Genomic DNA, 24974 nt, shown 5'->3' with positions numbered 1-24974 from the left:
CGCCCAACGGCCGACCCCGAGTGCACTCTCCTGCGCCAAATGGGGGATGGTAGAGACAGTCAGGGCAACCTCGAAGAAGAGGCACAACGTCGGTGAGGGATGACGTGAGCGACAACTCTGTAGTAGTGCGGTACGGCGATGGCGAGTACACCTACCCGGTGATCGACAGCACCGTCGGCGACAAGGGCTTCGACATCGGGAAGCTCCGCGCCCAGACCGGTCTGGTCACCCTGGACAGCGGCTACGGCAACACCGCGGCCTATAAATCCGCCGTCACCTATCTCGACGGCGAGGCCGGCATCCTCCGGTACCGCGGCTACCCGATCGAGCAGCTGGCCGAGAGCTCGACCTTCCTGGAGGTCGCCTACCTGCTGATCAACGGCGAGCTGCCGAAGGCCGACGAGCTCACCGTCTTCCAGAACGACATCACGCAGCACACCCTGCTGCACGAGGACGTCAAGAACTTCTACCGTGGCTTCCCGCGCGACGCCCACCCGATGGCCATGCTGTCGTCGGTCGTGTCCGCGCTGTCCACGTTCTACCAGGACAGCCACAACCCCTTCGACGAGAAGCAGCGCAACCTCTCGACGATCCGGCTGCTCGCCAAGCTTCCGACGATCGCCGCGTACGCGTACAAGAAGTCGATCGGTCACCCGTTCGTCTACCCGCGCAACGACCTCGGTTACGTCGAGAACTTCCTGCGCATGACCTTCTCGGTCCCCGCCCAGGAGTACGACCTGGACCCGGTCGTGGTCGCGGCCCTGGACAAGCTGCTCATCCTGCACGCCGACCACGAGCAGAACTGTTCGACCTCCACGGTCCGACTCGTCGGCTCGTCCCAGGCGAACATGTTCGCCTCGATCTCCGCCGGCATCAACGCCCTGTGGGGCCCGCTGCACGGCGGTGCCAACCAGTCCGTGCTGGAGATGCTGGAAGGCATCCAGGCCTCGGGCGGCGACGTCGACTCCTTCATCCGCAAGGTGAAGAACAAGGAGGAGGGCGTCCGGCTGATGGGCTTCGGCCACCGGGTCTACAAGAACTTCGACCCGCGCGCCAAGATCATCAAGGCTGCGGCGCACGACGTCCTCTCGGCCCTCGGCAAGTCCGACGAGCTGCTGGACATCGCGCTCAAGCTGGAGGAGCACGCGCTCTCCGACGACTACTTCGTCTCGCGCAGCCTCTACCCGAACGTCGACTTCTACACAGGCCTGATCTACCGCGCCATGGGCTTCCCGACCGAGATGTTCACGGTCCTCTTCGCCCTCGGCCGCCTCCCGGGCTGGATCGCCCAGTGGCACGAGATGATCAAGGAGCCGGGTTCCCGCATCGGCCGTCCGCGCCAGATCTACACGGGCGTCGTCGAGCGCGACTTCGTGCCGGTGGAAGAGCGCTGACACCTTGCCGGTGGGCGCGCAGTACGCCCAGGAGCTTTGCCGCTTGAGGAGCGTGGGCGGCTGCGGGCCGGTTGTGGCTGGTCGCGCAGTTCCCCGCGCCCCTTGGGCGGGTGCAGTACACGTTTGTTGAAATGAAAAGCGGAAGGCGCCCTGGCGACGGTCCCCCCACGGGCCGGCGTCCAGGGCGCCTTCCCATGTCCCGGTGCGGATTCCCCCCACGGGATCCGGCCGGGCGTCTGAGAGACCAGCGCCTGAATTCGCTGTCTTTCCGTTACTGCTGGTACTGCCGTTGAGCAGAACGAGCAAAACTGCTCGTACTACTCCGTGTGCGATCTGCCGGGACAGCGCACGGTCGGGAGGGCCGCTCAAAGCTTCCCTGCGCGCGTGCCCCGGCAACGCATCCCCGAGGAAGTCCCCCAAGACATCCTCGGATGCCAGTCCACGCCCCCCAAGACGCTTCCTGACATCGCCAACTTAGACCGTCGAACCCCTTAGATGGTTACGTTCACATCACTGTGATCTGCGTCTCTTGCAAATGTCCGTTAGGTACGCAAGGGCCCGGGTACGACGATCGGGACCCGAGCGTAAGGACGATGCGCGAGTCTTGTGAAGAGCTTATGTGAGCGTGGCCCGGGACTCCAGAGGGGTCCGTCAAAGGAATCCTCAATGAAACGCACGCAGCCGCAGGCTGTTGGTCACCACGAACACCGAGGAGAACGCCATCGCGGCCCCCGCGATCATCGGGTTCAGCAGACCCGCCGCGGCCAGCGGCAGCGCGGCCACGTTGTAGCCGAAGGCCCACACGAGGTTGCCCTTGATCGTGGACAGGGTGCGCCGGGAGAGCCGGATCGCGTCCGAGGCCACGCGCAGATCCCCGCGCACCAGCGTCAGGTCCCCGGCCTCGATCGCCGCGTCGGTCCCGGTTCCCATCGCCAGACCCAGGTCGGCGGCGGCGAGCGCGGCCGCGTCGTTGACCCCGTCGCCGACCATCGCGACGACACGGCCCTCGCCCTGAAGCCGCCGTACGGCAGCGACCTTGTCCTCGGGCAGCACCTCGGCGACCACCTCGTCGATACCGACGGCCCGGGCCACGGATTCGGCCACCGCCCGGTTGTCCCCGGTCAGCAGCACCGGCGTGAGGCCCAGCGCCCGCAGTGACCGCACCGCCTCCGCGCTGGTCTCCCTGACCGTGTCGGCGACGGCCAGGACGCCCCGGGCCACGCCGTCCCACCCGACGACGACAGCCGTACGACCGTCCCGCTCGGCCTCCTCCTTCGCGCGGGCCAGCTCGGCGGGCAGCACGTCGAACAGTCGCCCCACGGCCACCTCGCGGCCCTCCACGCGCCCGCGTACACCCTTCCCGGGCACGTTCTCGAACCGCTCGGCCTCAGGCAGCGGCCCGACCCGCTGCTCGGCGCCCACGGCGACCGCACGGGCGACGGGGTGCTCGGAGGCGTGCTCCAGGGCGCCCGCGAGCCGCAGCAGCTGCTTCTCGTCGGCGTCCTCGACGACGTGGACCTCCTGGAGGGTCATCCGGCCCGTGGTGACCGTGCCGGTCTTGTCCAGGACGACGGTGTCGACGCGCCGCGTGGACTCCAGGACCTCGGGCCCCTTGATGAGGATGCCGAGCTGGGCGCCGCGCCCGGTGCCGACCATGAGCGCGGTCGGTGTGGCGAGCCCCAGGGCGCACGGGCAGGCGATGATCAGCACGGCGACCGCGGCGGTGAACGCGGCGAGGGTGTCCCCGGTGGCGCCGAGCCACCCGGCGAAGGTGGCGACCGCGATGAGGATGACGGCCGGCACGAAGACCGCGGAGACCCGGTCCGCCAGCCGCTGCACCTGCGCCTTGCCGTTCTGCGCGTCCTCCACCAGCCGCGCCATCCGCGCGAGCTGGGTGTCCGCCCCGATCCGGGTCGCCTCCACGACGAGCCGCCCGCCGGCGTTGACGGTCGCGCCGGTGACGACATCGCCGACGCCGACGTCCACGGGCACCGACTCACCGGTCAGCATGGACGCGTCCACCGCGGAGGCGCCCTCGACGACCGTGCCGTCGGTGGCGATCTTCTCCCCGGGTCGTACGACGAACCGGTCCCCGACGGCCAGCCGCTCCGCCGGGATCCGCACCTCGCGCCCGTCCCGCAGTACGGAGACGTCCTTGGCGCCCAGCTCGAGCAGCGCCCGGAGAGCCGCCCCCGCGTGGCGCTTGGCGCGGGCCTCCAGATAGCGGCCCAGCAGGATGAAGGCGATGACCCCGGCGGCGACCTCGAGATAGATCGTCGAGGCGCCGTCCATGCCGCCGACGGTCAGCGCGAAGCGTTCCCGCATGCCCGGCATCCCCGCGTCACCGAGGAACAGCGCCCACAACGACCAGCCGAACGCGGCGAGGGTCCCGACCGAGACCAGGGTGTCCATGGTGGCAGCGCCGTGCCGGGTGTTCGTCCAGGCGGCCCGGTGGAAGGGCCATCCGCCCCAGACGACCACGGGTGAGGCGAGGGTGAGCGCGAGCCACTGCCAGTTGTCGAACTGGAGGGCGGGGGCCATGGAGAGCAGGATCACGGGGACGGCGAGGGCGACGGAGACGAGGAGTCGCTGCCGGAGGGAGGCGAGCTCGGGGGCCTCTTCCTGCGCGGGTGGCGAGGGCTCCTCGGCCGTGTACCCGGTCTTCACGACGGTCGCGATCAGATCGGCGACCTCTACCCCGGCCGGATAGCTGACCTTTGCCTTCTCGGTCGCGTAGTTGACCGTGGCCGTGACCCCGTCCATGCGATTGAGCTTCTTCTCCACGCGAGCGGCACACGAGGCACAGGTCATCCCGCCGATGACGAGCTCGACTTCGGGCGCTGTGGGGGAGGGCATGTTCAAACTCCGAGGACGATGATCAGGGGCGCGGGGAACTGCGCGACAAGCCGCAACGGGCCGTCAGTCGCCCGACGACCCACCACGGCACTTCATGAGGCGCTTCTCAAGCCTTGCCGACGAGCTCGAACCCGGCCTCGTCCACCGCGGCCCGCACGGCTTCCTCGTCCAGTGGCACCGAGGAGATGACCGTCACCTCGCCACTGGAGGCGACCGCCTTCACCGAGTCGACCCCGTCGATCTCGGAGATCTCGCCGGAGACGGCCCCTTCGCAGTGGCCGCAGCTCATCCCGCTCACCTTGTAGACGGCGGTGACGGAACCCGTGGTGTCGGTCTGTGCGGTCATGTCGTTCTCCTCATGAGTCATGAGAGGCGTGCAGGGTCTATGGTGCACACCCTATACCCCTAGGGGGTATTTCTCCAAGAAGGGTCCAGCGACGCCGACGACCGTACCCACAGCAGCCCCCAGCCCACGATCACCGTCCACAGACCGTGCCCGAAGGGGGCGAGTACCCCGCACGGCATCTCCGTCTCCAGCAGGTGATGAGGCTGACGGGCCACCCAGAGGCGCGGGGCTGTATCGATATGCGGCTCCGCCGCGGGGCGCGACCAGCCACGATGAACCCGCGGACGACAACGGCGATGGGATGGAAGATGCGAGCGGTTCTCTTCGAACAGTACGGCGACCCACTGGAGGTACGTGAAGTCCCCGACCCCCACCCGGCCCCCCATGGAGTCGTCGTCCGCGTAGAAGCCACGGGCCTCTGCAGAAGCGACTGGCACGGCTGGCAGGGCCACGACCCCGACATCACCCTCCCGCACGTACCAGGCCATGAACTCGCCGGCACAGTCGAGACAGTCGGCCCCGGCGTAAGCAACTGGCACGCCGGCGACCGGGTGACCGTCCCCTTCGTCTGCGCCTGCGGCACCTGCGCGTCCTGCGCCGCGGGCGACCACCAGATCTGCGAGCGCCAGACGCAGCCCGGCTTCACCCACTGGGGTTCCTTCGCCCAGTACGTGGCACTGGACCACGCCGACGTGAACCTCGTAGCCGTACCGGAGGAGATGTCCTTCATCACGGCGGCTTCCCTGGGCTGCCGTTTCGCCACCGCGTTCAGGGCGGTGGTGCAGCAGGGCAGGGCCGGCCCGGGGGAGTGGGTCGCGGTGCACGGCTGCGGCGGGGTGGGCCTGTCCGCGGTGATGATCGCGGCGGCTTCGGGAGCCCGGGTGGTGGCGGTGGACGTGTCACCCCGAGCCCTCGCCCTGGCAAGGAAGTTCGGGGCGACGGAGTGCGTGGACGCCACGGCCGTGCCCGACACCGCGGCGGCGATCCGGGAGCTGACCGACGGTGGCGCCCATGTCTCCCTGGACGCCCTCGGCTCCCCGGCGACCTGCGCAGCATCCGTCAACTCCCTGCGCCGCCGCGGCCGGCACGTCCAGGTCGGTCTGCTGCCCTCGCCGGACGGCACGACCCCGGTCCCCATGGCCCGCGCGATCGCCCTGGAACTCGAACTCCTCGGCAGCCACGGCATGGCCGCCCACACCTATCCGCCGATGCTGGAACTGGTCCGGGCGGGCATCCTGCGGCCGGACCTGCTCGTCACGTCCACGATCACCCTGGACGCGGTCCCGGACGCCCTGGCCGCGATGGGCACGGCACCGGGAGCGGGGGTGACGGTCATCGAGCCGTGGCGCTGAGCGCGGCCCAGTCGCGGTCGAGCACGGCCATGAGCACCTCGTCGACCCACTCGCCGTCCCGGAACTCGACCTCCCGCCGGATCCCCTCCACCACGAACCCGACCTTCTCGTAGACCCGCAGCGCCCGGTGGTTGGAGGAGTAGGCCTCCAACTGGATCCGGTGCAGACCGAGCCGCTCGAAGCCGTACCCGACGATGAGACGGGTGGCCTCGGTGCCGAGCCCGCGGCCACGTCCCCGGGGGCCGATGAGCGTACGGAACGTGCAAGAGCGGGCCTCGCTGTCGACCTCGTGCAGGACGACCTCGCCGACGAGTTCGCCGGTGGCGCGGTCGGTGACGGCGAGGTCGAGCCGGTCGGACCGGTCGGACCGGGAGCCGTACCAGGACCGCAGCCGCTCCAGGGTGAGTTCGCCGGAGGCCGCGCCGGTGAAGCGGACGACCTCGGGGTCCTCGATGATCTCCGCCATGACCTCGGCGTCCGCCTCCGTGAACGGCCGCAGCACGGTCCTGTCGCCGGTCAGCACGGGTTTGACGGAGAACGCGCTCATGGCCCGACTGTGCCAGAACCCGACCTCGCCGCGCCCCGGGATTTCCGGGGCGCGACGAGGCCGGGCCCGGCCGTCAGTCCTCTCTGCGCCCCCGGTTGCCCGGCCTGGACGCGACCCACGTACGCACGGTGTCCGCGTACCAGAAGGGCTTGCCGCCCTCGACATGGTCGGGCGGCGGCAGCAGCCCGTGCTTGCGGTACGACCGCACGGTGTCCGGCTGCACACGGATGTGCGCCGCGATCTCCTTGTACGACCAGAGCCTTCGGTCGGTCATGGGGTGCACCTCCTCGCGCGCACCACGGCGGCGGCCGGGAACGGCCGTCGGGGGTACCGGGCGCTGCGCTGGCGATCACAAAGCCTGTGCCTCGTGAACGACGCACGGTGACTGTCGGTCAGGGCCTGTGTGCCGGGTGTGACAGGCAACCCGCGTACACGCGACATGTGTGACACGGAGGTGGTGTTTGTGACAGAGGTGACGCAATGGCGCACGCGGGCGTGAGGGCGCGGCGCGTTGACATCGGGCCCGCCCCCGGTCTCCGACGACCCCGCTGAGGGCGGGCCGGACCCGCTGCGCCGGGCCCGGCCCGCCGGTTCCCCCTCGGCCCGCCGGTTCCCCCGCTCCCCGAGTTGCTCCCCGGGTCAACCGGCCGGACGCGCACAGCGTGCAGTCAGGCGGGCCCGCCGGTCTTGGAGAAATCCGCACCCGGGCCCGATGTCGCGGAGGGCGGCCCGGAAGCGAGGACGAGGCTTGTCGCCTCCCCGGTCATCCGGTCGCCGGGCGGCGCGGCGGCGAACGGCAGCCGCCTGGCCGTCGTGAACTCCCTCGGCGTGCACCCGGTCATCGCCTTGAACTCACCGCTCAGATGCGCCTGGTCGTAGAACCCGCAGGCCGCCGCGGTCTCCGCCTGCCCGCGCCCCGCGGCGAGCAGCCGCCTGGCCCGCTGCAACCGCAGGACTCTCGCCGCCGCTTTGGGGCCCAGTCCGATCTGCTCCCGGAACCGGTTCTCGAGATGCCGCACACTCCATCCCACCTCCTCGGCGAGCCGTCGTACCGGCATGGCGCCGCCCGTCCGCACGAGCTCCGCCCACGCCCGCACCACCCGGGCTGAACAGGGCGTACCGGCGTCCCACCACCGCGCGAACACATCGTCGAGCAGCCGGAACCGCTCCTCCCAGGACGGCAACGCGGCCAGCGCGCCGGCGAGTTCACCGACCTGCCGGTCCAGGGCGTGGGGGAGGGTGTCGGGGTCGACGGTGCGATTGGCGAGTTCGTGCTGAGGGGTGCCGAAGAGCGTGAAGGCGGCCCAGGGGGCCAGCATCACCTCGACACCGGCCAGACGTCCGCCGTGCTCGCCGACGGCGGGTGTGGTGGTGGGCCCGCAGTAGACGGAGACGAGGGTCTCGGGGGGGTGCCCCGCACGACTGATCCGCACGGGCTGATCGAACCCCAGTAACAAGGTGGCGGCCCCGACCGGCGCCTCAAGCCGCCGCCGGGGCCGATCCATGGCCAGCCGGACCCCGCGATAGCTCAACACCCCGGGCCGCAGCCGAGGATGAGGAGCCCCGAGGGCGAACTCCCAGAACCCGCCGGGCCCACGCCCGGTACGGACCAACACCATCGCCCCAGCTTTTCAGCCAACGGGCCACAGCAACACCCTCAGGGACGCGGGGCTGTGTCGATATGCGGCTCCGCCGCGTGGGCGCGACAAGCCCCCACCGGCCCGCAGCCAAAAACTACGCCCCGCAGGACCGCAAAAACGCCCGAGTTCGCTGCGCAATCGGCAACGGCCGATCCGGCTCACACGGATACATGTCCTGCTCGACGATCGCGAACAGATCCACGTCCAGCTTCTGGGCCGCCTCCAGCACTGGACCAAGCGCCGGCACACCCGAAGGCGGCTCACACATCACACCCTGCGCCACAGCCGGCCCGAACGGCGTCCCCTTGGCGCGCACGTCCGCGAGGATCTCCGGGTCCACCTGCTTGAGGTGCAGATACCCGATCCGCGACCCGTAGGTCTCGATCAGCTTCACGCTGTCGCCGCCGCAGTACGCGTAGTGCCCGGTGTCCAGGCACAGCGACACGAGGGAGGAGTCCGTGGCGTCCAGGAACCGGACGACGTTCTCCTCGCTGTCGATGTGGGTGTCGGCGTGCGGGTGGACGACGATCTGAAGGCCGTACTCCTCCTTCACCCGCTGCCCCAGCCGCTCGGTCAGCGCGCTGAGATTGCGCCACTGCTCGGGCGTGAGCGTGTCGGACTCCAGGACCTGGCCCGTCTTGTCGTCCCGCCAGAACGACGGGATCACGACGAGGTGCTTCGCCCCCATCGCCTGCGCGAGCACCGCGTTGTCCGCGACATGCGCCCAGGTCTTCTCCCACACGCTCTCGCCGTGGTGGAGGCCGGTGAAGACGGTGCCCGCGGACACCTTCAGGCCCCGGCGGTTCACCTCTTCGGTGAGGACCGCGGGATCGGTCGGGAGATACCCGTACGGCCCCAGCTCGATCCACTCGTAACCGGAATCCGCGACCTCGTCGAGGAAGCGCTGCCAGGGGACCTGCTGAGGGTCGTCGGGGAACCACACACCCCATGAGTCGGGAGCCGACCCGATCCGGATGCGGGACAGTGAGGGCTGAGGGGACAACGACGTCATGCCGGTCAGCTTCCGTTCGGACAGCAAGCGCTGTCAAGGTCTCGTCCGAATGTCTGGACAAAACATTGACAGGGCGCGCCGTCCGGGACTACAAACGCCGGGAGAGCCGACGCAGGTACGAAGGGAAGCCGATGGCGTACGACCTGATCACCATGGGGCGGATCGGTGTGGACCTGTATCCACTCCAGACCGGTGTCCCGCTGCCGCAGGTGACGTCCTTCGGCAAGTTCCTCGGAGGATCGGCGACGAACGTCGCGGTCGCCGCGGCACGCCTGGGACGGCGGACCGCGGTGATCTCCCGCACCGGCGACGACCCCTTCGGCACCTATCTGCACGAGGCCCTCCAGGGCTTCGGCGTGGACGACCGCTGGGTCACCCCGGTCCCCGGCCTGCCGACCCCGGTCACCTTCTGTGAGGTCTTCCCGCCGGACGACTTCCCGCTGTACTTCTACCGGCAGCCCAAGGCCCCTGACCTGGAGATCGACGCCCACGAGCTCGACCTCGACGCCATCCGCGAGGCGAACATCTTCTGGGTCACCGGCACCGGCCTGAGCGAGGAGCCCAGCCGTACGGCGACGCTGGCGGCCCTCGCCCACCGCGCGAAGGCCGGCACCACGGTCTTCGACCTGGACTGGCGCCCGATGTTCTGGAACGACCCGGCCGCGGCCCGCCCCTTCTACGAAGAGGCCCTGCGCCACACCACCGTCGCCGTCGGCAACCTCGACGAGGTCGAGGTCGCGACCGGAGTGCGCAAGCCCCGCGAGGCGGCCCAGGCGCTGCTGGACGCCGGTGTCGAGCTCGCGGTCGTCAAGCAGGGCCCCAAGGGCGTCCTCGCCGTCGACAGCAAGGGCAACGAAGCCGAGGTCCCGCCGCTGCCCGTGAACGTCCTCAACGGTCTCGGCGCCGGCGACGCCTTCGGCGGCTCCCTCTGCCACGGCCTGCTCGAAGGCTGGGACCTGGAGAAGATCATGCGCCACGCCAACGCGGCCGGGGCCATCGTCGCCTCCCGCCTGGAATGCAGCTCGGCGATGCCGACGACCGACGAGATCGAAGCCGCGATCGCCGCAGGAGCCGTGAAGTGACCGTCGACATCGCGGAACTCGTCCGCCTGCGCGCCGAGCGCCCCGAGGCGGTCGCCGAGGCCGCGGCCCGCCGTACCCGCAGGCCGCTCCTGGGTTCGAGCGGCCGCCTGATGATCGTCGCCGCCGACCACCCGGCCCGCGGGGCCCTCGGGGTCGGTGCCGACAAGTTCGCCATGGCCAACCGTGTCGACCTGCTCGAACGCCTCTGCCTGGCGCTCTCCCGCCCCGGCGTCGACGGCGTCCTCGCCACCGCCGACATCCTGGACGACCTGCTCCTGCTCGGCGCCCTCGACGGCAAGGTCGTCATGGGCTCGATGAACCGCGGCGGCCTCCAGGGCGCCAGCTTCGAGCTCGACGACCGTTTCACCGGCCACCGCCCCGAGGACATCGAGCGCCTCGGCTTCGACGCCGGCAAGCTGCTCCTGCGCATCGACTACAACGACCCGGGCTCCCTCACCACGATGGAGTCCACGGCCCGCGCGATCGACGACATGGCCGCCCGCCGGCTCCCCGTCTTCGTCGAGCCGTTCATCAGCGGCCGCACCACCGAGGGCAAGGTCAGGAACGACCTCTCCGCCGAGGCCGTCACCAGATCCATCGCCATCGCGTCGGGACTCGGCGGGAGTTCGGCGTACACCTGGCTCAAGGTGCCCGTCAGCGACAACCCCGACGACATGGCCGACGTCATGGCGACCTCAACCCTGCCCGCCGTGCTGCTGGGCGGCGAGGTCGGCGACGACCAGGACGGCGCGTACGAGAAGTGGCGCGGCGCCCTCCAACTGCCCACCGTGCGCGGCCTGGTGGTCGGCCGTTCGCTGCTGTACCCGGCGGACGGCGACGTGGCCGCCGCCGTGGACACCGCCGTAGGACTGCTGTGAGGGCCGCCGCATGACACAGAACGAGCTGTACGTCCCCAAGGGCGGTTCCGCGGGCGCCCAGTACACCGTGGACATCGACCCCAAGCGGGCCGGCTGGACCTACAGCAGTCTGCGCGTCGTCGAGCTGGCACCCGGTGGCACACACACCTTCACCGCCGGTGACAGCGAGTGGATCGTGCTTCCGCTGGAAGGCGGCTGCACGGTGGAAGCAGACGGGAAAGAGTTCCAACTCCTGGGCCGGGAAAGCGTGTTCGCCGGAGTCTCCGACTTCGCGTACGTGCCCCGGGACGCCCAGGCAACGATCGCCTCCGGCGTGGGAGGCCGCTTCGCCCTGGCAGGAGCGAAGTGCGAGCGACGACTCCCCGCCCGCTACGGCCCCGCGCCGGAGGTCCCCGTCGAAGACCGCGGCAGCGGCACGCAGTTGCGGCATGTGCGCAACTTCGCCTCCGCCGACGCCTTCGACTGCGACAAGCTCATCGCCGTCGAGGTCATCACCCCCGGCGGCAACTGGTCCTCGTACCCGCCGCACAAGCACGACGAGAACCGGCCCGGCGTGGAAGCCGAGTTGGAGGAGATCTACTACTTCGAGATCGACGGTCCGAACGGTTTCGGCTACCAGCGCGTATCTCCCTCCCGTGAGGGCGGATCCGACGTCCTCGCCGAGGTCCGCTCCGGCGACGCCGTCCTCGTCCCCGACGGATGGCACGGCCCGTCCGTCGCCCAGCCCGGCCACGACATGTACTACCTGAACGTCATGGCGGGGCCGGGTGAGACGCGGGAGTGGCGGATCTGCTTCCACCCGGACCACACCGAGGGGTACCGATGACGATCCGCCTGACCGTCGCGCAAGCGCTGGTCCGTTTCCTCGCCGCCCAGTACACCGAACGCGACGGCGTACGGCAGCGTTCGATCGCCGCGACCTGGGGCATCTTCGGCCACGGGAACGTCGCAGGGCTCGGCCAGGCGCTCGTCGAGTACGCCGACGACATGCCCTTCCACCAGGGCCGCAACGAGCAGTCCATGGTGCACGCGGCCGTGGGCTACGCGCGTCAGTCGAACCGCCTCTCCGCACACGCGGTGACGACGTCGATCGGCCCCGGCGCCACCAACCTGGTCACCGGCGCCGCTCTCGCCACGATCAACCACCTCCCGGTCCTGCTGCTCCCCGGTGACATCTTCGCCACCCGCGTCGCCGACCCGGTCCTCCAGCAGCTCGAAGTGCCGTACGCAGGCGACATCAGCGTCAACGACAGCCTGCGCCCGGTGTCGAGGTACTTCGACCGCGTCATGCGCCCGGAGGCCCTGATCCCGGCGGCCCTGCAGGCCATGCGGGTCCTCACCGACCCCGTCGAGACCGGCGCCGTCACCCTCGCCCTCCCGCAGGACGTGCAGGCGGAGGCCTACGACTGGCCCGAGGAGTTCTTCGCCGAGCGCACCTGGGCCGTACGGCGTCCGGGTGCCGATCCCGCCGAACTCGCCGAAGCGGTACGGGCGATCAGGTCGGCCCAGCGCCCCCTGATCGTCGCCGGCGGCGGAGTCCACCACAGCCGCGCCGAAGAAGCGCTCGCCGAGTTCGCGAGCGCCACCGGCATCCCGGTCGCCTCCACCCAGGCCGGCAAGGGCTCCCTGCGCCACGACCACCCCCAGGACGTCGGCGCCGTCGGCCACACCGGCACCGCCACCGCCAACGAACTGGCCCGCCAGGCCGACCTGGTGATCGGCGTCGGCACCCGGTACACCGACTTCACGACGGCCTCCGGCACGCTGTTCGCCGCCGACGACGTCCGCTTCCTCAACCTCAACATCGCTGCGTACGACGGCCACAAGCTCGCCGGCCTGCCGCTGGTCGCGGACGCCCGCAGCGCCCTGACGGATCTCACCGGCGCACTCGGAGCGCACGCCCACCGCGTCACCGACACCTACGTCGACGAGTACACGCTCGACAAGGAACGCTGGGAACAGCGCGTCGACGCCTGCTACGAGGCCGACGAGCCCGACATCAGGCCGACCCAGGCGCAGGTCCTCGGCGCCCTGGACGCCCTGGCCGACGAGTCGGACATCGTCATCAACGCGGCCGGCTCCCTCCCCGGCGACCTGCACAAGCTGTGGCGCGCCCGGTCGAGGGACCAGTACCACCTGGAGTACGGCTACTCCTGCATGGGCTACGAGATCCCGGCCGCGATCGGTGTGAAGATGGCCGCTCCCGACCGCAACGTCTGGGCGCTGGTCGGCGACGGGACGTACCTGATGATGCCGACGGAGATCGTCACGGCCGTACAGGAGGGCATAGCCATCAAGCTCCTCCTGATCCAGAACCACGGCTACGCCTCCATCGGTGGCCTGTCCGAGTCGGTCGGCGGCGAGCGGTTCGGCACCGCCTACCGCTTCCAGTCCGACGACGGCACCTACACGGGCGCCCCGCTGCCCGTGGACCTGGCCGCCAACGTGGCCAGCCTCGGTATGCGCGTGCTGCGCGCGAAGACCGTACGAGACCTCCGCGCCGCACTCGAAGAGGCGCGGGCCGCCGACACTCCCACATGTGTCTACGTCGAGACCGAAACGGCCGACACAGTGTCGGGCCCGCCTCCGGCGCAGGCCTGGTGGGATGTACCTGTGGCCGAGACCGCGACCCGACCGTCCGCGGTGAAGGCCCGTGAGCTGTACGAACGGCACGTCTCAACCCGACGCCGCCATCTGTGAAAAGGAGTACTCGGTCATGACGAAGATCGTCAACCACTGGATCGGCGGCAAGACCGTCGAAGGCGCGTCGGGCAACTACGGGCCGGTCACCGACCCGGCCACCGGCGCGGTCACCACGAAGGTCGCGTTCGCCTCGGTCGACGAGGTCGACGCCGCCGTAGCCGCCGCGAAGGACGCGTTCCAGACCTGGGGCACCTCCTCGCTCGCCAAGCGGACCACCATCCTGTTCCGCTTCCGGGCGCTCCTGGAGGCGAACCGCGACGCGATCGCCGAGCTGATCACCGCCGAGCACGGCAAGGTGCACTCCGACGCGCTCGGTGAGGTCGCGCGCGGCCTGGAGATCGTCGACCTGGCGTGCGGGATCACCGTGCAGCTGAAGGGCGAACTGTCCACCGAGGTCGCCAGCCGCGTGGACGTCGCCTCGATCCGCCAGCCGCTCGGTGTCGTCGCGGGCATCACGCCGTTCAACTTCCCGGCGATGGTCCCGATGTGGATGTTCCCGATCGCCATCGCGACCGGCAACACCTTCGTGCTGAAGCCGTCCGAGAAGGACCCGTCGGCCTCCTTGAAGATCGCCGAACTGCTGGCCGAGGCCGGTCTGCCCGACGGTGTCTTCAACGTCGTCCACGGCGACAAGGTGGCCGTCGACCGCCTCCTGGAGCACCCGGACGTCAAGGCCGTCTCCTTCGTCGGCTCGACCCCGATCGCCCGCTACATCCACACCACCGCCTCCGCGAACGGCAAGCGCGTCCAGGCCCTGGGCGGCGCCAAGAACCACATGCTGGTCCTCCCGGACGCCGACCTGGACGCGGCGGCCGACGCGGCCGTCTCCGCCGCCTACGGCTCGGCGGGCGAGCGCTGCATGGCGATCTCCGCGGTCGTGGCCGTCGGTTCGATCGGCGACGAGCTCGTGGACAAGATCCGTGAGCGCGCCGAGAAGATCAAGATCGGCCCCGGCAACGACCCGACGTCGGAGATGGGCCCGCTGATCACCGCCGTACACCGCGACAAGGTGGCGTCCTACGTCACCGGCGCGGCGGCCGAGGGCTGCGAGGTCGTCCTGGACGGCTCCGGCTACACGGTCGAGGGCTTCGAGGACGGCCACTGGATCGGCATCTCCCTCCTCGACAAGGTGCCGACCACCGCCAAGGCCTACCAGGACGAGATCTTCGGCCCGGTCCTGACCGTGCTGCGCGTCGACAGCTACGACGAGGGCATCGCCCTCATCAACGCCTCGCCGTTCGGCAACGGCACCGCGATCTTCACCCGGGACGGCGGCGCCGCCCGCCGCTTCCAGCTGGAGGTCGAGGCCGGCATGGTCGGCGTGAACGTCCCGATCCCGGTCCCCGTCGGCTACCACAGCTTCGGCGGCTGGAAGGACAGCCTCTTCGGCGACCACCACATCTACGGCAACGACGGCACGCACTTCTACACCCGCGGCAAGGTCGTCACCACCCGCTGGCCCGACCCGGCCGACGGCCCCACAGGCGTAGACCTGGGCTTCCCCCGCAACCACTAGGCGCTCCGCTGCGTCGGCGGGTGCGGGTGGTTCGTGGTTGCTCGCGCAGTTCCCCGCGCCCCTCAAAGAGACGGCCCTGCGGGCCGACAAAAGCGGGGCGCAGCCCCAGCTTTCCAGGGGCGCGGGGAACTGCGCGACAAGCCACAACGCACCCGCACCCGGCATCTGTACGGACGAGACCGAGCTCGTAGCCATACCGCACTCGCTGTACGCCACGGACCCCCCTCCACCCCCAGGATGGCGAGGAGTTCAGCCCTCGGTAGATACGTCCCCGACAGTTTCACCCCGTACCGTTGAAGCATGGATCTTCGACGCCCCCGGAGGCCGAAGCGGTGGATCGCCGCCACGGCCTCCGCCGTCGTCCTCGCCGCAGCCGCCGGGACATGGACAGCAGCCGCCTCCGACGACCCCCCTGCGGTGCACCGCGCGGACCAGGTCATGTCCATCGACGGCGTCCGCATCGACACCTCGTACTTCACGACGCCCGGCACCGAAAAGCGCCCCGCGGTGCTCATAGGCCACGGCTTCGGCGGCAGCAAGAACGACGTACGCCAACAGGCCCAGAGCCTCGCCCGGGACGGCTACGCGGTCCTCACCTGGTCCGCGAGAGGCTTCGGCAAGTCGACCGGCAAGGTCGGCCTCAACGACCCCAAGGCCGAGGTCGCCGACGTCAGCAAACTGATCGACTGGCTGGCGAAGCAGCCCCAGGTCCAGCTCGACAAGCCCGGCGACCCCCGAGTCGGCGTCACCGGCGCGAGCTACGGCGGCGCGATCTCCCTCCTCGCCGCCGGCTACGACCACCGCGTGGACGCCATCGCCCCCGAGATCACGTACTGGAACCTCGCGGACGCCCTGTTCCCGAACGGCGTGTTCAAGAAGCTCTGGGCCGGCATCTTCGTCAACAGCGCGGGCGGCTGCGCCAAGTTCGAGCCGCAGATCTGCGCGATGTACGAGCGCGTCGCCGAGTCCGGCACCCCGGACGCCCAGGCCGAGAAGATGCTGGACGAGCGGTCCCCGTCGGCCGTCGCCAAGGACATCAAGGTCCCCACGCTCCTCGTCCAGGGCCAGACGGACTCCCTGTTTCCCCTGAACCAGGCCGACGCCGCCGCGAAGGCGATCCGCGCCAACGGCGCCCCCGTCGACGTCGACTGGATCGCCGGCGGGCATGACGGCGGCGACATGGAGACGAGCCGCGTCCAGTCCCGCGTGGCCAACTGGTTCGACCACTACCTCAAGGACGACAAGGGCGTCGACACCGGCCCCGCCTTCCGCGTCACCCGCACCCTCGGCACCGGTACGAGCGACGGCGAACCCCGCCTCACCGGCGTCACCGCCGACACCTACCCGGGCCTGGAGAGCGACGACCGCGAGATCGCCCTGACCGGCCGCCGCGAACAACAGGACTTCGCCAACCCGGCCGGCGCCAGCCCGCCCGCCGTCTCGGCCCTCCCCGGCCTCGGCGGAGGCGGTCTCTCCCAGCTCTCCTCCCTCGGCGTGGGCGTCTCCCTCGACTTCCCCGGCCAGTTCGCCGCCTTCGAGTCGGCCCCGGTCAAGGACGACCTGCAGATCACCGGCTCGCCCACGGTCACCGTCCACGTGAAGTCGACGAGCGACGACGCGGTCCTCTTCGCCAAGGTCTACGACGTGGGCGCGAACGGTCAGCAGACGCTGCCCTCCCAGCTCGTCGAGCCCATCCGGGTCGAGGGCGCGAAGGCCGGCAAGGACGTCACCATCACCCTCCCGGCGATCGACCACGAGATCGACGACGGCCACCGCCTCAAGCTGGTCCTCGCCTCCACGGACCTCGGCTACGCCTCCCCGGCGACCCCGGCGACGTACACCGTCTCCCTGAAGGGCGACCTCCACGTCCCCACGGCCCTCAGCGAGAAGAACGCCCAGGCCCCCCTGCCCGCCTGGGTGTGGTGGCTGCCCCTGGCCGGCGCGCTGCTCGCCCTCGCCCTGGTGGCCACGGGCCGCCGCCGTACCACGGCCCCCGCCGCCCCCGACCCGGAACTGGCCGAAGTCCCCCTCCAGATCACCGACCTGAGCAAGCGGTACGCCAAGTCCGCCGACCGTTACGCGGTCCGCGACCTCTCCTTCCGCGTCGAGAAAGGCCAGGTCCTCGGCCTGCTCGGCCCGAACGGCGCGGGCAAGACGACCACCCTGCGCATGCTGATGGGCCTCATCAAGCCGGACGGCGGCGAGGTCCGCGTCTTCGGCCACGCGATAGCCCCCGGCGCCCCCGTGCTCTCCCGTGTCGGCGCCTTCGTCGAGGGCGCGGGTTTCCTCCCGCACCTGTCGGGCCGCGAGAACCTGGAGCTGTACTGGCAGGCCACCGGCCGCCCGCCCGAGGACGCCCACATGGACGAGGCCCTGGAGATCGCCGGTCTCGGCGACGCCCTGGCCCGCGCGGTCCGCACCTACTCCCAGGGCATGCGCCAGCGCCTCGCCATCGCCCAGGCCATGCTCGGCATGCCCGACCTGCTCATCCTCGACGAGCCGACCAACGGCCTCGACCCGCCGCAGATCCGCGAGATGCGCGAGGTGATGATCCGCTACGCGGCGGCCGGCCGCACGGTCATCGTCTCCAGCCACCTCCTCTCGGAGGTCGAGCAGTCCTGCACCCACCTCGTGGTGATGGACCACGGACAGCTCGTCCAGGCGGGCCCGGTCGCCGAGATCGTCGGCTCCGGCGACACCCTCCTGGTCGGCACGGCCGAACCGGTGGAGGAACCCGTGGCCGAGAAGGTGGCGGCCCTGCCGGGCGTGGAGTCGGCGATCACCACCGACGACGGCCTGCTCGTACGGCTCGACGCCGACGGCAGCGCACAGCGCCTGGTCGCCGAACTGGTCCGCCTTGAGGTCCCCGTGACCTCGGTGGGCCCGCACCGCCGCCTCGAAGACGCCTTCCTCACCCTGATCGGAGACTCCGCATGAGCAGCACCTCGACCGTGCGCGCGGAGGTCGCCGACGGCTACCGCGCGGGCCGCACCCTGCCCGTCCGGGTCGAGCTGGTACGGCAGTTGAAGCGCCGCCGCACCCTCATCATGTTCGGCATCCTGGCCGCCCTGCCCTTCGTCCTGCTGATCGCCTTCCAGCTGGGCGGCGGACCGGGCTCGGGCAACAACCGGGTCAACCTGATGGACACGGCCACCCTGTCCGGACCGAACTTCGCCGCGGTGAACCTCTTCGCCTCCGCGGGCTTCCTGCTGATCGTCCCCGTGGCGCTGTTCTGCGGGGACACGGTCGCCTCGGAGGCCAGCTGGTCCTCCCTGCGCTATCTGCTCGCGGCCCCCGTGCCGAGGGCCCGCCTCCTCTGGTCCAAGCTCGTCGTCGGCCTCACCCTCAGCCTCGCCGCGATGCTCCTGCTCCCGCTGGTCGCCCTCGCGGTCGGCACGGTGGCGTACGGCTGGGGCCCGCTGCAACTGCCCACCGGCGGCTCACTGGAGGCGGGCACCGCGGCCCAACGCCTGCTGATCACGGTGGCGTACATCTTCGTCTCCCAACTCGTCACCGCCGCCCTGGCGTTCTGGCTCTCCACCCGGACCGACGCCCCCCTCGGCGCGGTCGGCGGCGCGGTCGGCCTGACCATCGTCGGCAACGTGCTCGATCAGGTGACGGCCCTCGGCGACTGGCGCGACTTCCTCCCCTCGCACTGGCAGTACGCGTGGCTGGACGCCGTACAGCCGAAGTTGCAGTGGTCCGACATGATCCAGGGCACCTCCCTTTCGGTAACGCTCGCCCTGGTGCTGTTCGCCCTGGCCTTCCGGGGTTTCGCCCGCAAGGACGTCGTCTCCTAGGTCAACGGAGGATCACCCACCGGTCTCGACGGACCCCCGCCGTGCCCCCTTCGAGACCCATCCGCAACGCTCCGTCACGCACGTTCCGCCCCCCGGTGCCGTCACAGTCACAGACGTCGACGTCAACAGGCCCAGGGGGTACGGACGATGGAGCGACAGCGAACACGACAGGTGATGCTCGCCCTCACACTGGCGGGCGGCCTGCTGCTCACCGGCTGCAGCGGGAGCGACAGCGACGGCGCGAGCAGCGCCGACGGATCGAAGGGCGGCTCGTACAACCCGGGCTTCCCGGCCCCGAACCAGCCCCAGGGCGAAACGGACTCCGACGAGTCCCGCGGCGACTACACCACCCCGTCCCCCGACTACCTCTCCACCTTCGCCCTCGACGTCGACACCGCCTCCTACGGCTACGCCCGCCGCACCCTCGCCGAGGGCCGCCGCCCCGACCCGTCGACGATCCGCCCCGAGGAGTTCGTCAACAGCTTCCGCCAGGACTACGACCGCCCCGACGGCAACGGCTTCACGGTCACCGTCGACGGCGCCCGCACCGACCGGGACGACTGGTCGCTGGTCCGCGTGGGCCTGGCCACCAGGGGCGCACCGGCCGACCCGGACGAACGCCCGCCCGCCGCCCTCACCTTCGTCATCGACATCTCCGGCTCCATGGCCGAACCAGGCCGCCTCGACCTCGCCCAGCAGTCCCTCGACACCATGACGGAACGCCTGCACGACGACGACTCGGTCGCCCTTGTCACCTTCAGCGACCAGGCCGAGACCGTCCTGCCGATGACCCGCCTCGGCGGCCACCGCGGCCGGATCCACGAGGCGATCGACGGTCTGGAACCGACGTACTCCACCAACCTCGCCGCGGGCGTCGAGACCGGCTACCGGACCGCCGTGAAGGGCCTGCGCGAGGGCGCCACCAACCGGGTCGTCCTCATCTCCGACGCCCTCGCCAACGACGGCGACACCAGCCCCGACTCCATCCTCGACCGCATCGACACCGCCCGCCGCGAACACGGCATCACCCTCTTCGGCGTAGGCGTCGGCAGCGACTACGGCGACGCCCTGATGGAACGCCTCGCCGACAAGGGCGACGGCCACACCGTCTACGTCTCCGGCGCCGACGACGCCGAGAAGGTCTTCTGCGAGCAACTCCCGCAGAACATCGACCTCACGGCCCGCGACGCCAAGGCCCAGGTCGCCTTCGACCCAGAGAACGTCGCCTCCTTCCGCCTCATCGGCTACGACGACCGCCGCGTCGCCGACGACGACTTCCGCGACGACCGCGTGGACGGCGGTGAAGTCGGCCCCGGCCACACCGTCACCGCCCTCTACGCGGTCCGCACCCGGCCCGGCGCCGACGGCCACCTCGCCACCGCGACCGTTCGCTGGCAGGACCCGAAGACCCGCGCCCCGCACGAGGAGTCCGGACAACTCGACACCCTGGACGACTCCTTGTGGGATGCGAGCCCCCGCTTCCAGGTGGACGCGGTCGCCGCCTACTTCGCGGATGCCCTGCGCGACAGCGGGAGTCGGCTCCCCGGCCGCCCCTCCCTGAGTGAACTGGCCGATCGCGCGGACCACTTGGCCGACACCACCGAGGACAAGGCGGTACGCCAACTCGCCGCCACCATCCGCGAGGCCCGGCACCTCGCGGAGTAGCGGCCGGCCCCATTGACCTTTTCCTACTTGTGAGTAAGTTGACCACCCAGTCGGAGCGGACCGGGGAGCCACGATGGGCGTACGCAAGGATCTGAAACGGGCGAAACAGCGCACCGACCTGGCGAGTCGCTCCAGGGTCGAGACCGTCAAGGACGACGCCGGAACCGTACGGGAGGCCCGGGCGCCGGCCCTCGCCGCGCCCTTGGCCACCGGAAGCATCGCCGACCTCCCGTTCACCCACGCGGCCGAGACCCCCGACACCGTGATCCTGCACCGCAGGGAGGGAACCGGCTGGCGCCCGGTCACCGCCCAGGAGTTCGCCCGTGAAGTCACCGCCGTGGCCAAGGGGTTGATCGCCGCCGGTGTCGAACCGGGCGGCCGTGTCGCCGTGATGTCCCGCACCCGCTACGAATGGACGGTCCTGGACTTCGCGATCTGGGCGGCCGGCGGCCAGACCGTCCCCGTCTACGCCACCTCCTCGCCCGAGCAGGTGGAGTGGATCGTCCGCGACTCCGGCGCCCGGCACATCGTCGTGGAGACCGCCGAGAACGCGGACACGGTCGCCGTCGGCACGGCCGGCCACGAGGAGTCCCCCCACTCCTGGCAGCTGGACGCCGGAGATCTCACCGGCCTCACCGCCCTCGGCCACGACCTCCCCGACGAGGAGGTCACCAAGCGCCGCGCCGCCCTGACCCCCGACACCATCGCCACGATCTGCTACACCTCCGGCACCACCGGCCGCCCCAAGGGCTGCGTCCTCACCCACGCCAACCTGCACGCCGAGGCCGCCAACACCGTCGAGCTGCTCCACCCCGTCTTCGAGGCCGTCACCGGCCAGGTCGCCTCGACCCTGCTCTTCCTGCCGCTCGCCCACATCATGGGCCGCACCCTGCAGATCGCCTGTCTGATGGCCCGCATCGAGATCGGCCACTGCCCGAGCATCAAGCCCGACGAACTCCGGCCCGCGCTCAAGGAGTTCCGCCCGACCTTCGTCGTCGGCGTCCCGTACCTCTTCGAGAAGATCCACGCCACCGGCCGCGCCACCGCCGAGAAGATGGGCCGGGCCGCCTCCTTCGACCGCGCCCACCGCATCGGCGTCCGCTTCGGCGAGGCGTACCTGAACAAGTTCCTGGAGACCGGCAAGGGCCCGGGGCCCGGCCTCTACGCCGCCTGGGCCCTGTACGACCTGCTGGTCTACCGCCGTATCCGCGCGGAACTCGGCGGCCGCATGCGCTACGCCATCAGCGGCGGCTCACCCCTGGACCGCGACCTCAACCTGTTCTTCTCGGCGGCCGGAATCATCGTCTACGAGGGCTACGGCCTCACCGAGACCAGCGCCGCCGCCACCGTCGTCCCGCCGCTCGGCCCCCGCCCCGGCACGGTCGGGCAGCCCGTCCCCGGCACCGCGATCCGCATCGCCGACGACGGCGAGGTCCTCATCAAGGGCGGGGTCGTCTTCGGCTCCTACTGGAACAACCCGCAGGCCACCGACGCCGTCCTGAAGGACGACTGGTTCGCCACCGGCGACCTCGGCGCACTCGACGAGGACGGCTATCTCACCATCACCGGCCGCAAGAAGGACATCCTCGTCACCTCGGGCGGCAAGAACGTCTCCCCGGCCGTCCTGGAGGACCGCCTGCGCAGCCGGGCCCCCGTCGGCCAGTGCCTCGTCGTCGGCGACAACCGTCCCTTCGTCGCCGCCCTGATCACCCTCGACCCCGAGGCGATGGCCCACTGGCTGTCGGTCCGGGGACTGCCCGCCGACACCCCGCACGCCGTGCTCGTCCGGGACGAACGGCTGCGCGCCGACATCCAGCAGGCCGTCGACCACGCCAACGCGGCCGTCTCCCGCGCCGAGTCGATCCGCGCCTTCCGGCTGGTCGAGGGGGAGTTCACCGAGGACAACGGCATGCTCACGCCGTCCCTGAAGGTCAAACGGCACGTGGTCACGGCGGCGTACGCGAAGGAGATCGAGTCCGTCTACCGCACGTGAGGCACCTGCCGTGGTGCCCGGACACGCGAAACGGCGGACCACCGGAGGACCGGTGACCCGCCGTCGCGGAGGAGCGACAGCTCAGCTGCCGTGGGCGCCGTTGCCGGACAGGGCCGAGATGTCGTCCAGGATGTGCGACAGCGGCTCGTCGCCCTTGGCCTGGGTGCTGTTCTCGACACACTGCTGGTTCTGCGGGGCCGACAGGACCGGGACGTCCTGAACGAGGCCGACGGCGGCGACGCCGACGAGGCCCTGGAGGTTCAGCTTCGCCGGCAGACCGACACAGGGCTTGTTCAGCGAACCCTGGACCAGCGAGAGCTGCGGGCTCATGTCGCCGAAGGTGGCCGAGTTGCCGAACTCCTGCGAGGCACCGTTGCCGCTGAAGGACGTGGTGCCGTGGTCGTTACCGATGGCAAGCGCCTGGGGAGCGGCCGCAGCCGAGACACCAGCGATGGAGGCGGCGACAGCGGCGGTTGCCCACAGCTTCTTCATGTTCATTCCCTTTCGAAATGCGGACTCCGGGGAGGAGCTGCATGATCGTCAACGCGTGAACCCCGGTCGGGGTTGCGTTCTTTGCCCCGATTGGCCCAGCGCGCGCACAGGCCCCGTCAGCGCCCCTCAGCCACAGGCGTAAGCGCTCCCGCGCACGGTGACCGCACGCGTCATGCGCGGCGGGTCGTACGGCTTGGGTTGCGCGCCCGCCTTGAGCAGCGGCTGGTCCTTGCGCAGCTTCGTGAACATCGCGTCCGCCTTCGCCCGGTCCCAGGCCAGCGTCGAACCGATGTCCGGCCGGGTCGGGTTGAATCCGGCGACCGGCACCGTCGCGAACTCGGTGTTCTTCGCCGGCACCTTGTGCAGCGCGGCCGCCAGCTCCAGCAGATCCCCGGCGGAGAAGCCCTGGTCGACGCGCGCTGACCCGAGCAGCGTGCGCACCACACGGGCCGCCGCCACCGGGTCGGTCAGCAGGCGCTTGGCCTGGAGCCCGCGCAGCGCCTGCACCAGGAACCGCTGCTGACGCTGGATCCGTCCGAGGTCGGCCGCCTGGTCCACCTTCCGGGAGCGGACGTACTGCAGCGCCTTTCCGCCGCCGAGCCGGTGCTTGCCCGGCTTCAGGTCGAGCCTGGTGGCAGGGTCCTTGAGGCGCCGCGCGGTGCACACCTCGACACCGCCGACCTGGTTCACGGCGTCGATGAAACGCCGGAAGTCCACCTGGAGGTAGTGGTCGAAGTCCATCCCGGTCATCGACTCGACGGTGGCGACGGTGAGCCTGGGCCCACCCTCGGCATACGCGCCGTTGATCTTCGACGGACGTGCGGGGCGCTTCGCACCGGTGGCCTCGTCGCGGTGGGCCGGGATGTCGGCGTAGGAGTCCCGGGGCAGGGCGACGACGCTCACGCGGTCCCGGCGGGCCGACACATGGACCACCATCAGGACGTCAGTGCAGTCGCAGGCGAAGCCGCCGGCGTGAAACTTGTGCTTCTCGGCGGCGGAGATGGTGTCCCGGCCGTCCGTGCCCATCAGCAGGATGTTCGTGCCGTGCGCAGCGGGGGCGGCCGGCGCGGGCGGCACGGCGCCCGGCAGCAGCAGGGCGGAGGTCGCGAGGACGACCGAGGAAAGGGTTCTCTTCATCGTCACGCGACGCAAAGTAGATCAGCGGGCCGCCGTTGATACGGCGGCCCGCTGACGGGGACTTGAGAAACCAGCCCCAGGGCTCATCGGCCCACGGTGAGCGACAGCTCAGCTGCCGTTGGCACCGTTGCCGGACAGGGCCGAGATGTCGTCCAGGATGTGCGACAGCGGCTCGTCGCCCTTGGCCTGGGTGCTGTTCTCGACACACTGCTGGTTCTGCGGGGCCGACAGGATCGGCACGTCCTGGAGGGCGCCGACGGCGGCGAGGCCGACGATCCCCTGCAGGTTCGCCTTCGCGGGCAGGCCGATGCAGGGCTTGTTGAGCGAGCCCTGGATGAGAGCCATCTGCGGGCTCATCTTGCCGTAGGTGGCGGAGTTGCCGAACGACTGCGAAGCGTGGTTGCCGCTGGCCGACGTGGTGCCGCTGTCGTTGCCGATGGCCATGGCGGGGGAGGCGGCACCGACGACGGCCGCGGCGACAGCGGCCGAAGCCAAAACCTTCTTGATCACGTGAGTAGTCCTTTTCTGGAGAGACCCCGTCCACCGGAGCGCTCTGGTCAA

General features: G+C 70.5%; 20 protein-coding genes. 11 read left to right on the top strand and 9 right to left on the bottom strand.

Annotated features, from left to right (window positions below; all coding sequences use genetic code 11):
• The first annotated feature begins 104 nt into the window (after nt 1-104).
• A complete protein-coding gene (locus tag ACFYRX_RS39600; protein ID WP_389111109.1) occupies nt 105-1394 on the top strand; it encodes a citrate synthase in 1290 nt (429 codons plus the stop codon).
• A 663-nt stretch (nt 1395-2057) separates the two neighbouring features.
• On the opposite strand, the gene ACFYRX_RS39595 is transcribed toward ACFYRX_RS39600, so the two are convergent.
• Together ACFYRX_RS39595 and ACFYRX_RS39590 are read right to left on the bottom strand one after the other, a co-directional pair.
• Nucleotides 2058-4250, bottom strand: a complete 2193-nt coding sequence (locus ACFYRX_RS39595) for a heavy metal translocating P-type ATPase (protein ID WP_389111106.1) — start codon at nt 4248-4250, stop codon at nt 2058-2060.
• A gap of 106 nt (nt 4251-4356) precedes the next feature.
• Nucleotides 4357-4596: a heavy-metal-associated domain-containing protein gene (locus ACFYRX_RS39590; RefSeq protein WP_389111104.1), complete on the bottom strand. Its 240-nt coding sequence runs from the start codon at nt 4594-4596 to the stop codon at nt 4357-4359.
• Between the two features lie 308 nt (nt 4597-4904).
• On the opposite strand from ACFYRX_RS39590, the gene ACFYRX_RS39585 reads away from it, so the two are divergent.
• Complete coding sequence (locus tag ACFYRX_RS39585; protein ID WP_389111101.1) at nt 4905-5948, top strand: zinc-dependent alcohol dehydrogenase family protein; 1044 nt, start codon at nt 4905-4907, stop codon at nt 5946-5948.
• Here the strand turns inward: ACFYRX_RS39585 and ACFYRX_RS39580 are convergent.
• The 4 genes from ACFYRX_RS39580 to ACFYRX_RS39565 all read right to left on the bottom strand — a co-directional run bounded on the left by ACFYRX_RS39580 (nt 5929) and on the right by ACFYRX_RS39565 (nt 9147).
• Complete coding sequence (locus ACFYRX_RS39580; RefSeq protein ID WP_389111099.1) at nt 5929-6495, bottom strand: GNAT family N-acetyltransferase; 567 nt, start codon at nt 6493-6495, stop codon at nt 5929-5931. The genes ACFYRX_RS39585 and ACFYRX_RS39580 overlap by 20 nt on opposite strands.
• A gap of 73 nt (nt 6496-6568) precedes the next feature.
• The gene (locus ACFYRX_RS39575) at nt 6569-6769 is read right to left on the bottom strand and encodes an AlpA family transcriptional regulator (RefSeq protein WP_123989353.1); all 201 of its coding nucleotides are present in this window, start codon (nt 6767-6769) and stop codon (nt 6569-6571) included.
• 394 nt (nt 6770-7163) lie between these two features.
• Complete coding sequence (locus tag ACFYRX_RS39570) at nt 7164-8000, bottom strand: helix-turn-helix domain-containing protein (protein ID WP_389111339.1); 837 nt, start codon at nt 7998-8000, stop codon at nt 7164-7166.
• A gap of 229 nt (nt 8001-8229) precedes the next feature.
• Complete coding sequence (locus ACFYRX_RS39565; protein WP_389111096.1) at nt 8230-9147, bottom strand: sugar phosphate isomerase/epimerase family protein; 918 nt, start codon at nt 9145-9147, stop codon at nt 8230-8232.
• A gap of 131 nt (nt 9148-9278) precedes the next feature.
• On the opposite strand from ACFYRX_RS39565, the gene iolC reads away from it, so the two are divergent.
• The 9 genes from iolC (at nt 9279) to ACFYRX_RS39520 (ending at nt 22784) form a co-directional block, all read left to right on the top strand.
• The gene (gene iolC / locus ACFYRX_RS39560; protein ID WP_389111093.1) at nt 9279-10229 is read left to right on the top strand and encodes a 5-dehydro-2-deoxygluconokinase; all 951 of its coding nucleotides are present in this window, start codon (nt 9279-9281) and stop codon (nt 10227-10229) included.
• Nucleotides 10226-11107, top strand: a complete 882-nt coding sequence (locus tag ACFYRX_RS39555; protein ID WP_389111090.1) for a deoxyribose-phosphate aldolase — start codon at nt 10226-10228, stop codon at nt 11105-11107. The genes iolC and ACFYRX_RS39555 overlap by 4 nt, the downstream gene beginning before the upstream one ends.
• A gap of 10 nt (nt 11108-11117) precedes the next feature.
• Nucleotides 11118-11933: a 5-deoxy-glucuronate isomerase gene (iolB, locus tag ACFYRX_RS39550; protein ID WP_389111087.1), complete on the top strand. Its 816-nt coding sequence runs from the start codon at nt 11118-11120 to the stop codon at nt 11931-11933.
• Nucleotides 11930-13807 carry a 3D-(3,5/4)-trihydroxycyclohexane-1,2-dione acylhydrolase (decyclizing) gene (gene iolD, locus ACFYRX_RS39545; protein ID WP_389111084.1) on the top strand — a complete coding sequence of 626 codons (1878 nt, stop codon included), beginning with the start codon at nt 11930-11932 and terminating at the stop codon, nt 13805-13807. Before iolB ends, iolD begins: the two co-directional genes overlap by 4 nt.
• A 16-nt stretch (nt 13808-13823) precedes the next feature.
• On the top strand, nt 13824-15326 hold the full coding sequence (gene mmsA, locus ACFYRX_RS39540; RefSeq protein ID WP_389111081.1) for a CoA-acylating methylmalonate-semialdehyde dehydrogenase: 1503 nt from the start codon (nt 13824-13826) through the stop codon (nt 15324-15326).
• 300 nt (nt 15327-15626) lie between these two features.
• On the top strand, nt 15627-18263 hold the full coding sequence (locus tag ACFYRX_RS39535) for an alpha/beta fold hydrolase (protein ID WP_389111078.1): 2637 nt from the start codon (nt 15627-15629) through the stop codon (nt 18261-18263).
• Nucleotides 18260-19126: an ABC transporter permease gene (locus tag ACFYRX_RS39530; RefSeq protein ID WP_389111076.1), complete on the top strand. Its 867-nt coding sequence runs from the start codon at nt 18260-18262 to the stop codon at nt 19124-19126. Before ACFYRX_RS39535 ends, ACFYRX_RS39530 begins: the two co-directional genes overlap by 4 nt.
• A gap of 147 nt (nt 19127-19273) precedes the next feature.
• A complete protein-coding gene (locus tag ACFYRX_RS39525; RefSeq protein WP_389111073.1) occupies nt 19274-20791 on the top strand; it encodes a von Willebrand factor type A domain-containing protein in 1518 nt (505 codons plus the stop codon).
• Between the two features lie 73 nt (nt 20792-20864).
• Complete coding sequence (locus ACFYRX_RS39520) at nt 20865-22784, top strand: AMP-dependent synthetase/ligase (RefSeq protein WP_389111071.1); 1920 nt, start codon at nt 20865-20867, stop codon at nt 22782-22784.
• Between the two features lie 81 nt (nt 22785-22865).
• Here ACFYRX_RS39520 and ACFYRX_RS39515 read toward each other — a convergent pair whose 3' ends face one another.
• From ACFYRX_RS39515 to ACFYRX_RS39505, 3 genes are all read right to left on the bottom strand, one after another.
• On the bottom strand, nt 22866-23276 hold the full coding sequence (locus tag ACFYRX_RS39515; protein WP_389111068.1) for a rodlin: 411 nt from the start codon (nt 23274-23276) through the stop codon (nt 22866-22868).
• A 126-nt stretch (nt 23277-23402) separates the two neighbouring features.
• Entirely contained in the window at nt 23403-24413 is a 1011-nt protein-coding gene (locus ACFYRX_RS39510; RefSeq protein ID WP_389111336.1) for an LCP family protein, read from the bottom strand.
• A 108-nt stretch (nt 24414-24521) separates the two neighbouring features.
• Entirely contained in the window at nt 24522-24923 is a 402-nt protein-coding gene (locus tag ACFYRX_RS39505; RefSeq protein WP_389111065.1) for a rodlin, read from the bottom strand.
• Nucleotides 24924-24974: the final 51 nt, after the last annotated feature.

The organism is Streptomyces sp. NPDC005374 (assembly GCF_042872225.1).
Classification (GTDB): Bacteria; Actinomycetota; Actinomycetes; order Streptomycetales; family Streptomycetaceae; genus Streptomyces.
The sequence above is the reverse complement of the archived record's forward strand: the minus strand, read 5'-3'. Positions and strand labels throughout refer to the sequence as shown.